Here is a 12297-nt window from a genome sequence, read left to right as displayed (position 1 = left end):
AGAACTCCCATATACATAAAAGGGAGTTCTTTTCCTATTTGAAATGAGGTAGTTAATTATGGTTATTGAGAAGTTAAATAATAAAAATACTGAATATTTTAATGCTTTACTGGATGAAGCAAGAAGGAAAACAAAATTTAGAGTGGATTTTTATAGATATTATGATAATAAAGCTTTTTTATTTAAATACTTTGTAAAGAAGCTTGTTAAGCTTATAAAGTTACATGATGAATATATAGGCTATATTTGGGTTGAAGTTCCATCAACTTCAAGTATACGTATATCGGATATGTATATTAAGGAAGAATATCTAAAATACTTCAATGAAAATCTTCCTCTAATATTAAAAAGCAATTTAGTTATATATGAAGGACTAGAAGATGAATATCAATTAGCTATGGTTAGTAAATTAAAAATGAGTAGAATAAGACTTACCCAATTGATGAAATTAAATAATTCTATAGAAATCCATAAGAGAAGAAGTAATGCTGTCTTTCTACCTTATGAAAAGAAAAGAGATGCAAAACTCAGGTGTATGATACAAAATGCTATTTTTAAAGATGATAGTAGAACACCTCTTTCTATAGAAGATATTGAGTATGACGAGAAGCAGGATTACTATATTAATGAGCTATGTACCTTCATCAAGGTAGATAGTAAAATCATAGGATATGGACAAATTATATTTAATAGGGGAATATATTCCTTAGTTAACTTTGGAATTATTGATAAATATAGAGCGCAAGGCTATGGTGAAGATTTAATAATAAAGCTAATAGAAATGGCTAAAAATTATGGTATAGATGAATTATATATAAGGGTTGATTATAATAACTTACCAGCTAAGAGATTATATACAAATGTAGGCTTTGAAGAAATAGGAAATTTCTCAACTTGGATATGGGCACAAGAATTATTAAAATAATGTTAAGGACTATCACTTAATATTTTGACTTAACCTTTAATGGTGCTAATTAAAATATATATGATAGTCCTTAATTTGCTGTAGATAATATTATGTTGTATAAGTATATTAGTAGTACTTATTAATAACCTTGGCTAATCTCTCTATTCCCTCAACTATCTTATCTACTGGCATATTAGAATAGTTTAATCTAAAGAAATTATTGTAACCGCCATTAGGGAAGAATGATGCTCCTGGAACAAATGCTACATCTTCTTTTAATGCCTCTTCTAAGAGGTTAACAGTATTAATACTTTCTTTAACTTCAACCCAAGTAAATAATCCACCCTTTGATTTTGTAAATTTAATGCTTTCATGGAAGTTTCGTTCCATTGCTTTAAGCATAGCATCCTTTCTCACTTCATAAACAGCTTTTATTTTCTTAATATGATCATTTAGATCGTAATTATTAATAAAATAACCAACAATCATTTGATCAAAAGTACTTACTTGCAAGTCGGAAGCTTGTTTAATCATAATAAGTTTCTTAATTATCTCAGGATGAGCACAAGTCCAACCAATTCTAAAGCCTGGACAGAAGGTCTTTGAAAAGCTTCCCAAGAAAATAACATAACCTTCCTCATCAAAGCTTTTAACATAAGGTAATTTTTCACCTTCTAATACTAATTCACCATATGGCGCATCTTCAATAACAGGTATCTTAAATTCAGCAGCAATATCTGCTAAGGCTTTTCTTCTATCTAAGCTCATAGTTCTACCAGTTGGATTATGGTAATCTGGGATAGTATATATTAGCTTAGTACTAGGATTAGCCTTTATAGCCATTCGAAGCTCATCTATTATGATTCCTTCCTCATCCATTTCAACCTCTACAAACCTAGCACCATACTGTTTAAATCCTTGTATAGCACCTAGGTAACTTGGACTCTCACAAATGATAACATCTCCCTCATTTATAAAAGCTTTTCCTAAATAGTCTATGGCTTGCTGAGAACCACTTGTAATTAAAATATTATCAAGAGTAGCCTCTATCCCAAAAGGCTTCATTCTTTGTTTTATAATGCCCTCTCTCAAAGGGTTATACCCGTCCGTAGTAGTATATTGTAAAGCTTTATGAGGTTCTTCTTTTAGAACCTTATTTACCATTTCGGTTATTTGATCTACAGGAAATAATTCTGGTGCTGGTAGCCCTCCAGCGAAGGAAATTACTTCAGGTAACTCTGTAAGTTTCAAGATTTCTCTAATTTCTGATGCTTTTGCTTTTTTTGCTCTTTCTGAAAATTCAAACATAATTTATGCCCCCTTGAATAAGTGTTTAAGGACAATTATACTACAATGATTAATGAATTTCTATAAAAAAACAAGATAATATAGTTAAATTAATGACAAATAATCTTATCATATAATAAATAAATAAATATTGATTTTTATATATTGATAATAATAAAAAACTCAACATTATAAAAATACAACATATAAAATTTCATATACTAATAATATTTGAAAATAGATTACATATAAATAAATAGTAAAGCAAAATAATTGGACAATCATATTTGGAGGGAAGATTATGTATAACAAAAGTGTTAAAATCAGAAAGCACCCCAAAATTAATATTGGATTAATAATATTTATTATTGCTATTGTATTTATATCATTTAAAACTGTTAAAGTCTTAAGGTCTACTAATGAAAGAGGGAGTCTTCCTTATGTTCAACTACTTAATATTGGTATGCCTATAGTTGAAAATCAAATATATGACCCTGATAATTTTGCTGAGAATAGGGTTTCATTAAAGACAGTATTATTAGAGGTCTTTGGCTTATCTAATTTTAATTCTTTTTTTATTGTAAATAATGAATTAAGCTTTTTTAATCAAAACTTTACTGTAGATACCAATTCATCAATATTAAAGATAGATCCCTTTAACCTAAGTGACAATTCAATAACAAAAATTGATACAGATAATATTGCTGATGAAACTTTAAAGAAAGCATTAAATAGTACAAAACCAGAAGTGTTAATATATCATACTCATACAACAGAAGGTTTTGCTGGTGGAGGTACTGATACTACTGATGATAATTACAACATTGTTGGTGTAGGCAATACTTTAGCAAAGGAACTAGAAGAAGTTTACGGTATTTCTGTAGTACATGATAAAACAAATCATTCAGTTTCTTACAATGAAAGTTATTCAAGGTCTTATCCTACATTGAAGAGTTATGTAGATAAATATAAAGATTTTAAATTAGTTATTGACCTTCATAGGGATTCAGCCAATTCTAAAGCTGCCTCTACTGTAAGCGTAAATGGGGTTAATGCAGGAAAAATATCCTTTGTATCATCTAAAGGAAGTCCTTTCTATAATGAAAATAAAGCAATTAGAGAAGAAATGATTGAAAAGAGTAAAGCTTTATTCCCAGGTATATTAAATAGAACCACTGAGTTTAATCATGGTCTATGTGAACCACACCAAAGCATAATCAAAAATTCATTATTAATTGAATGTGGATCACAATTAAATACGCCAGAAGAAGCTAAAGAAACTGCTAAAATAATTGCAAGACTCATAGCAGAAGAGTTAAACAAAAAATAATTAAAGGGAAGCAAATTTGCTTCCCTTTAATTTTCTTAAACTATTTAATTAATCCACTATAATTGTTTCTTAAAACTATCTAAATTAATAGGGGAAAAGCCTATTACATCCGAACAATGAATAGTTATTTCTTCTAGAGCTAGAGCAGGATTATTACCGTACTTAACTAGGGCTTCTTTAATAACTAACAGGCTACCATCTCCAATTACCTCAACATCCTCTTTATTATTTATGCAACCATTCATATAGGATTCCTTATAATCATAAACTAATTCAGCAGCAGTAGGTATATCTGTTTCTGAGAATACCGGTGATAGCTTACCAGCAATTATTCCAGCACTAGTTAATATTAAAGCACCATCATATGGTGAAGTATCCTTTGCAGATTCAATTAAGGCAGATAACCCTTCTAGGTTTAAATACTTTGATGAAATTTTACTCATATTATCTGTCACATCCTTTCATACTTATATTATCACATCATTACAATATTTAATATTCAAGCTAATAAGAATATTAAATTTAATATTATATATTGAGAATATTTACTAATGGATGTATAATAAGGGTTACGCTAATAAGGGGTGATTTTATGGGTATTTTTAGTGAAAAGGAAAGTTGTAATATTTGCAATGAGGATAAGGGTAAAATTAAAATCAAAGATGGACACGTATGTAAAAACTGTTTAAAAGCATGCGGTGAATTTTTATCAAATAAAATAGATATTAAAGATAGACATAAGTCTGAAATTAATAGAGCTATAGAGAAAAATAAGATGAATGAAGTGAAACTTGCTGCATTCAAAGAAACTAAAAAGCTAGGGACATTTATTGAAATTGATGAAATAAATCAGGAATGGGTAATTCTTGATGGCTTTGGGAAAAAGAAATCTAGTTCAATTATTTATGATTATAGTGATCTTCGTGGTTATGAATTAATAGAAGATGATGTAACTTTAACCAAGGGATCATCTGATGTACCTGGTAGTGGTGAAGTTGTTGGAGATAAAAGCAGAACCTTCATTAGAAATTTGAAACTTATTGTTTACATTAACGATAGCAGTAATCCAGATATTTCAATTACTCTAGTAAGCACTGAATTAAATATTAACTCAAATATGTATTCTTCTATTTATAAGTCAGCTAATGAAATAATAGAATTTTTCCAAGGAATTCTTAGAGGATACTCAGAAAAAATTGAGGAAGTTAATAAAGTTGAAGCTGCAGCTTTAGATGCTAGTATAACAGATGATGATATATCACTAGTAGATGAATTAATTAAATTGGAGGGACTTCTTGATAGAGGAAGCATCACTGAAGATGAATTTAATAATTTAAAGACAGTACTATTAAAATTTTAAATAAATGTCTTTTATTGTCGGTATTCAAATCCATTAATTATAAAGAGGAAACTTTATTTTATTACCTCTATTTGATATAATGTAATGGAAATTTCATTGCAAAAAGGAGAAAACTATGTCAGATAATAAGAATTTAAAGTATTATATAGAAACATGGGGCTGTCAGATGAATGAAGAGGATTCTGAAAAGCTATCTGGTATGCTTAAAAGAATTGGATATACAAAATGTGAAACAAAAGAGGATGCATCTATTATCATATTTAATACATGTTGTGTTAGAGAAAATGCTGAAAATAAGGTATATGGTAATCTAGGGCATATTAAAAAATTAAAGAAGAAAAATCCAGATTTAGTTATCGGTATATGTGGTTGTATGATGCAACAAAAGGGGATGGCAGATAGAATACTAAAGGAATTCCCATTTGTTGATATTATCTTTGGTACACATAATTCACATAAGTTCCCTGAATATTTAAACAGAGTTAAAACAGAAGGGGTTCAAGTTAAAGAAATATTTGATAAAGAGACAGAAATAGTTGAAGGTTTACCTATTGATAGAGAAAGTTCTATCAAAGCTTTTGTTACAATAATGTATGGATGTAATAACTTCTGTACTTACTGCGTAGTTCCATATGTAAGAGGACGAGAAAGAAGCAGAAAACCTGAAGAAATAGAAAATGAAATTAAAGAACTAGTAGCAAAGGGGTATAAGGAAGTTACTTTATTAGGTCAAAATGTTAATTCATATGGTAAGGGCTTAGAAGAAGAAATAAACTTTGCTGGGCTTTTAAGAAGAGTTAATGAGATTGAAGGACTTGAGAGAGTAAGATTTATGACATCTCACCCTAAGGACTTAACAGAAGAAGTTATTATGACAATTAAAGAATGTGACAAGCTTTGTGAGCAAATTCACCTTCCAGTACAAAGTGGATCTGATTCAATTCTTAAAATAATGAATAGACACTATGATAAGGAAAAGTACATGAGTTTAATAAAAAAGATTAAGGAAGAAATGCCTGAATGTTCAATAACTACTGACATTATTGTTGGGTTCCCTGGAGAAACTGAAGAGGATTTCGAAGAAACATTAAAAGTTGTTAAAGAAGTAGGTTACGATTCAGCATTTACTTATTTATATTCAAGAAGAAATCATACTCCGGCTGACAAAATGGAAAATCAAATTCCTGATGATGTAAAACATGAAAGATTTAACAGATTAGTTTCAGCTGTAAATGAAGGCGTAGCTAAGAGTAATAAGTTATATGAAGGACAAATAGTTGAAGTTCTTGTAGAAGGCCCAAGTAAAAATGATGAAACAAAGCTTAAGGGAAGAACAAGAAATGGAAAACTTGTGAACTTTGAAGGAGATATTAGCCTTGTAGGTAAGCTTGTTAATTTAAAGATTTACAGAGCCCAACCTTTCTCACTACTTGGTGAATTAGTTTGATTGAGTAAATATAAAAAAATCCGTTGTTAAGACAGCGGATTTTTTTATATTTAACTTTCTTAATTTTACCAAATTATGTATTATATATATAATACAACATATTTAGATTAGAAGATTTAGCAATTAAGAAGTAATTTAATATATAAACTGTAGTGAGTATAACTTGAAATATATTGTAAATAATAAGAATAAATAGGAGGTTAGCCATATAATTTAATTTAAGATAAAAGGAGGTTACTATCGTGAATATCTATAGTGTAATAAATATGGACATTGTTGGTTCTAGAAAGTTATTTAATAGAGAAAGGATACAAGAAGAGATAATTAGATATTTTGATATATTAAACTTTAAATATAAAGATATTCTTGTTGCGCCTATCAATATTACTTTAGGGGATGAGTGGCAGATCGTACTTAATTCTCCGGAGAAAAGCTATTCTATCTATAATGAAATAAGATTATATCTAGCCAAGAAATCTATTATAACCTATTGCGGAATAGGAATTGGTTCAATAAGTACTGCAGAATACAATAGCTCAACTAAAATGGATGGTGAAGCATTTATATCAGCTAGAGAGGCATTAAATATAACAAAGAATAAGAGAAATAAATATATTCATTCTAAAGCTAATAGAGTAATTATAAGAACATCTCAAAGTCTATATACTTTTATGGAGAGTGTATCAGAGATAGCTGTTACTAATTATAGTAGTGTACCAACTAAGGAAAGTATATCTTCAATAGATATTATAAATATCCTAATTGAAAATAATGAGATACTATTTAATAATATTACTGATAAACAATTAGAAGCAATAGAACTATATGAAAAGTATGGCTCATATAATAAGATTATTGAGGCGAAAGAAGCTAATTCAAAATCGAGTATATCTCAGAGATTAAATAAGGCAGAGTATTTTGTCTTTAAAAATAATGCAAAGGCTATAGGTGAGTTAATAAATAAATTATTAACCTAGCATCATAGATAGGTAAAGGAATGATAACATATATTCTAATTGCTTTAATATCACATATGTTTTGTGATTTTATATTTCAAAATAAAAAGATAGCAGAAGGTAGATTTCCTGAAGGGGGCTTAACCAATAAAAATAAGTACAAGCTTTTTAAGGCTAATGCTATTCACAGTTTCATTCATATAGTTGGTATATATTTAGGTCTGGTAATTGTAAACTTTTTTGCTGATCTTTCTCTAAATTATAGACTTTTTTCAATTATAGTAATTGGAATACTACATTTTATTATAGATAGTATAAAATCAATTTTTACGTTACTGAATAATAGTATTAGGAGTAATATTTGGATATTTATTATAGATCAACTTCTACATTATATTTGCATAATTATTGTATTTGCTAGTGGGAATTGGTCAAGTATTCCTGATAAAATTTTCCTTGGGGCTAGTACATTTCCCTCTTATTTTAGTAGTCATAATATAGTATTAATAGTAATATTGGTTATTCTTATAAGTACTTACGGTACAGCATATTTTTCTAGAACATTATTAAATAGTTTAGGTAGTAACTCTAATGATAATAGTATTCAAGGGGCTACAAACGGAGGTTTTATTATTGGTATCCTTGAAAGGTTATTTATAATGCTAGGAATAATAATTAAACAGCCAGCAATAATTGTATTTGTTTTAACTCTAAAATCAATTGCAAGATATAATAAGTTTAAAGAAGATAATTTTGTAGAATATTTTATTATCGGGACTTTTTTAAGCCTTATAGTAGGGATACTTGGTGGATTAATAATTTCAAGAATAGTTTCTTTTTCTATTTCTTAAATAGAACTAGATTGAGATTTTTCTTTTTTCCATATTTTATTGCGTCTCTAGCAGCATGAAATGCTGGTCCATCTAATACATTAACTGGTAAAGTTAGGTCACTTATAGAAAGTTCACCGATACCTATACCAGTATAAAAATTTATATAATCAGGTAGATTATCACTGAAAAAATTCATAATTTCTAATTTGGGAGAATCGATCTTAAGTAATCCCTCCCATTCATCTCCAGTTGTTATCCTAAAGGGAGCGATTATAGTATCCTTGTACTTCTCATTACACCTTTTTAATATATCGATAAGTAGTAATTGAACTTCATCTCTATTAACTAGTTCTCTTGAATTTTCAATATCACAGATCATAACTTCGTACATGGTTACCTCCATAAATATTATAGTATTCTATTGATTAATCAGGTTAAGGCCATAGGCTTAACACTATATAGGTTAAGGTTATGGACTTAACCTGTAAATTATTATTAGTTGCAATTTTAATTCTGTAATAGAGTATCTTTTATTAACATTAATATGTAATATAGTACTGTTATGTGTATTCTATTGTTATTTTATGAAGGAATTCATAATTTTTGATGGTATAATGTATATATAAAAATTAGAGCAGGTGAGATAATGATAAAACAAGCCCTACTTGAGGGATTTAATAAAAGTAGTTATGGTAAAAATAGTAGAGATGGTGAGAGAGTTTTAAAAAATGACCTAATATCTGATATAAGTTATGAAAGTGAGGATAATAAAATTGTTTTAGTAAGCTCTGTTATATCAGAAGATCTTTATAATCAGTATTCATGTAAAATTGATATAGATAAGAGTACTAAAGAACTTATTTGGTCTTATTGTAGTTGTAGTACATATGAGAAGAATGGACATAAAAAGCAGGGGTATTGTTGTAAACATCTATATGCAACCTTCTATAAATTTTTAAATGCCATCGAAGAAGATCAAGGAATAAAAGATAGGTTAGGTCTTATTGATGCTAAGGAAGAACTTATTCAGGCAACAGAAGCATCAATCCTTGATTTTTTAATTGGTGATAAAGATACAAAGAATGAACTTAAATTTGAAATAATATTAAATAGAATATCATGGACTGGTAAAATTGCTGCTGAATTTAAAATAGGATTAAAGGATACAAAATCAAATAAATTATATACATTAAAGGATATTGATGGATTTCTTGTAGCTCTATATAATAAAGTACCTATTACCTATGGGAAGGACTTTACTTTTAATATTAAAGAGCAAAAATTAAGTATTAAAGATAAGAAATTAATTAAATTTATAGAACTATTAAAGGAAATTGATCTATCTTCGAATTCCTTTAGAAAGGTTAATGATAAACTTGTATCTGGAAAGCAAATAATAATACCTAAAGCTCTTCTTAAAGAATTTATGACAATAATTAAAGGGAAAAGGATATATCTTGGATCAGGATTCTATTCAAGAATAATTGAAACAGAAATAATTGATGATAAAATATCAGTACCTATGAATTTGAAGGAATTAGGCAACATAATAAAACTTGAGGCACCTAATGGAGTACCAGAAGTTCTTGCAGATAGCGATGATGTATTCTTATATAATACAACTATATATATCCCTCCAGAAGAACAGATTACTAGCCTATCCCCTTATATAGAGGCTTTTAATCACGGTAATACAATATTCTTTACAAAGTCAGAGGAGGATCGTGTATTAAGAGAGTTAATACCTTCTATACAAAAGGTGACATCTGATATAGACCTTTCCCCTTCGTTGAGCAATAAAGTTGTAATAGCACCTGTATCATTTAAGTTCTATTTTGATAAAGAAGAAGAAATATACTTAACCCTTAAAGTCTGCTATGACAAGTATGAATTTAATTATTTTGATACATTTAAGGAAAAAGTTATATACAGAGATAGAATTAAAGAGGATAAAGTCGTCCAAAAACTACGAGAGTTAGGCTTTGAAGCTGTAAATGATAACTTCCTATTTTTTAAAGATGAGGAGTATATATTCAAGTTCTTTAAAGAAGATATCCTAAAGCTTCAACCCTATGGAGAGGTATATTATTCAGATAGATTTACAGGTATAAAAAATATAAATAGTAGTAGCTTTAAGGGAGAGGTGAAAAAAGGTAAATTTGATTACTTCGAATTTAAATTTGCTATAGATAATATTAATCCTGATGAAAGTTTTGACATCCTTAAAGCATTTAGGGATAATAAAAAGTTCTATAGACTGGCTAATGGTGAATTCTTAGACCTTGAAGAAATTGAACTAAACAAATTCTTAAAACTTTTAGATACTTTAGAAAAAGATAATAATTTAGAGGGTAATAGACTAGAATTTCACAAGAGCAAAGGAATGTATGTTGAAGATTACCTTGAAGAAGGTGGAATTAAATATATTAAGGGTAGAAGAGGGTTAAAATCACTAAAGAAATCTTTAGTTAACTTGAAGGAGAGGGATTTCCCTCTTCCAGATAATATAAAAGCAGACCTTAGGAACTATCAAAAAGATGGTTATTACTGGCTTAAATCTCTAGATTATCTTGGCTTTGGTGGAATACTTGGAGATGAAATGGGACTAGGTAAGACCTTACAAACCATTACATTCCTAGCTTCAAATAAAGGGAGTAAGGCCTTAATTGTAGCTCCAACCTCTCTCATATATAATTGGTTTAGTGAATTTAATAAATTTGCGCCTACTATAAAGATTGGAGTATTAAATGGCAATAGAGCAGATAGAAAATATATTATAAATCATTATAAGGATTATGATGTTCTTATTACTACATATAACCTTTTAAAAAGAGATTTAGATTTATATAAGGAAATAGAATTCAACTACTGCATATTAGACGAAGCTCAAAATATAAAAAACCAAGGTTCCCAAAATGCAAAGGCAGCTAAAAGTATAAAGGCTAATAATAGGTTTGCCCTTACTGGAACACCAATTGAAAATTCTCTGATGGAGCTTTGGAGCATATTTGACTTTATTATGCCAGGATATTTATATGATGAAAAGCGATTTGTAACAAGATATCATAGAAGGCTTGAAGAAGATGATTGCATAATAGAAGAGTTAAATAGACTTATAAAACCTTTTATACTTAGAAGATACAAGAGAGATGTAATTAAAGAATTGCCAGATAAAATTGAAAAGAAGCTTATAGTTCCATTAGAGAAAGAACAGTTAAAAGTTTATTCAACTTATGCTAACCATGCTAAGGAATTAATTGAAAGAAAAGTCAAGGAGGATGAATTTAAGAATAGTAAAATTGAGATACTTTCATATATAACAAAGCTTAGACAGATATGTTTAGATCCTTCTGTAGTAATGGATAATTACCAAGGTGGAAGCGGTAAGATGGATGCATTACTTGAAACAGTTATACAAAGTATAGGGGAAGGGCATAAGATACTTATATTCTCACAATTCACCTCAGTGCTTAAGAATATTGCAAAAATGTTTAAAATGAATGACATAACCTTTAGTTACTTAGATGGATCAACTCCATCGAAAATTAGGGGCAAACTAGTAGATGATTTTAATTCAGATAATACATCAGTATTCCTGATTTCATTAAAGGCTGGTGGAACGGGTCTTAATCTTACAAGTGCCGATATTGTAATTCATTTTGATCCTTGGTGGAATCCTGCCGTTGAGGATCAGGCTACAGATAGAGCCCATAGAATTGGTCAAGAAAATGTAGTAGAGGTAATAAAGATGGTGTCTGAAGGTACAATAGAAGAAAAAATAGTAAGTCTTCAAGATGAAAAGAAAAAGCTCATAGATAAGGTTGTAGGAGGAAATATTGAACTGGGCGAAGTAATGATAAACTTAAGTGAAGAGGATGTAATATCACTATTCTCAAGAGAATAATAAATAATGCTGGCTATCAAAATAAAGATAGCTGGCTATTTGTTTTACCTATAATATTAAAATATATAAAAAGTTTATTCAGGTGAAATATGATGTAGTATCCTTTAAATCATATTTCAGTAATAGATAAGTACTTCATGTTCATTTGATATTTTTATAAGAAAAGGGAATTTTAGTGATTTTTATACAATGGATTAGAACTTATGTATATTTATCTATATACTTTGTGCTAATATATTTATATTGATTAAATTTTTAACAAAAAAAATAGAA

General features: G+C 28.6%; 10 protein-coding genes. 7 read left to right on the top strand and 3 right to left on the bottom strand.

What is annotated here, in order from left to right:
* Window positions 1–58 precede the first annotated feature (58 nt).
* A complete protein-coding gene (locus ACSYT2_RS06815) occupies window positions 59–925 on the top strand; it encodes a GNAT family N-acetyltransferase (protein WP_430856429.1) in 867 nt (288 codons plus the stop codon).
* A gap of 108 nt (window positions 926–1033) precedes the next feature.
* Here the strand turns inward: ACSYT2_RS06815 and ACSYT2_RS06810 are convergent, their stop codons facing one another.
* Complete coding sequence (locus ACSYT2_RS06810) at window positions 1034–2218, bottom strand: aminotransferase-like domain-containing protein (protein ID WP_430856698.1); 1185 nt, start codon at window positions 2216–2218, stop codon at window positions 1034–1036.
* A gap of 277 nt (window positions 2219–2495) precedes the next feature.
* On the opposite strand from ACSYT2_RS06810, the gene spoIIP reads away from it, so the two are divergent.
* A complete protein-coding gene (spoIIP, locus tag ACSYT2_RS06805; protein ID WP_438384286.1) occupies window positions 2496–3524 on the top strand; it encodes a stage II sporulation protein P in 1029 nt (342 codons plus the stop codon).
* A gap of 56 nt (window positions 3525–3580) precedes the next feature.
* Here the strand turns inward: spoIIP and ACSYT2_RS06800 are convergent, their stop codons facing one another.
* Entirely contained in the window at window positions 3581–3967 is a 387-nt protein-coding gene (locus ACSYT2_RS06800) for a hypothetical protein (RefSeq protein WP_430856427.1), read from the bottom strand.
* A 149-nt stretch (window positions 3968–4116) separates the two neighbouring features.
* On the opposite strand from ACSYT2_RS06800, the gene ACSYT2_RS06795 reads away from it, so the two are divergent.
* The 4 genes from ACSYT2_RS06795 (at window position 4117) to ACSYT2_RS06780 (ending at window position 8138) form a co-directional block, all read left to right on the top strand.
* Window positions 4117–4884 (top strand): hypothetical protein, encoded by a 768-nt coding sequence (locus ACSYT2_RS06795; protein ID WP_430856426.1) that lies wholly within the window; start codon window positions 4117–4119, stop codon window positions 4882–4884.
* Window positions 4885–4999: 115 nt separating this feature from the next.
* On the top strand, window positions 5000–6331 hold the full coding sequence (miaB, locus tag ACSYT2_RS06790; RefSeq protein WP_430856425.1) for a tRNA (N6-isopentenyl adenosine(37)-C2)-methylthiotransferase MiaB: 1332 nt from the start codon (window positions 5000–5002) through the stop codon (window positions 6329–6331).
* A 242-nt stretch (window positions 6332–6573) separates the two neighbouring features.
* Complete coding sequence (locus ACSYT2_RS06785) at window positions 6574–7308, top strand: SatD family protein (protein WP_430856424.1); 735 nt, start codon at window positions 6574–6576, stop codon at window positions 7306–7308.
* Window positions 7309–7328: 20 nt separating this feature from the next.
* The gene (locus ACSYT2_RS06780; protein WP_438384283.1) at window positions 7329–8138 is read left to right on the top strand and encodes a DUF3307 domain-containing protein; all 810 of its coding nucleotides are present in this window, start codon (window positions 7329–7331) and stop codon (window positions 8136–8138) included.
* On the opposite strand, the gene ACSYT2_RS06775 is transcribed toward ACSYT2_RS06780, so the two are convergent.
* Window positions 8128–8511: a SatD family protein gene (locus ACSYT2_RS06775; RefSeq protein WP_430856422.1), complete on the bottom strand. Its 384-nt coding sequence runs from the start codon at window positions 8509–8511 to the stop codon at window positions 8128–8130. The two genes, ACSYT2_RS06780 and ACSYT2_RS06775, sit on opposite strands and share 11 nt — an antisense overlap.
* Before the next feature lie 255 nt (window positions 8512–8766).
* Between ACSYT2_RS06775 and ACSYT2_RS06770 the strand changes: the two genes are divergently transcribed.
* Entirely contained in the window at window positions 8767–12024 is a 3258-nt protein-coding gene (locus ACSYT2_RS06770; protein ID WP_438384280.1) for a DEAD/DEAH box helicase, read from the top strand.
* The last annotated feature ends 273 nt before the right edge of the window (window positions 12025–12297 follow it).

The sequence above is a fragment of the Clostridium zhoujianii genome (assembly GCF_051590805.1).
GTDB lineage: Bacteria > Bacillota > Clostridia > Clostridiales > Clostridiaceae > Clostridium.
The sequence above is the reverse complement of the archived record's forward strand: the minus strand, read 5'-3'. Positions and strand labels throughout refer to the sequence as shown.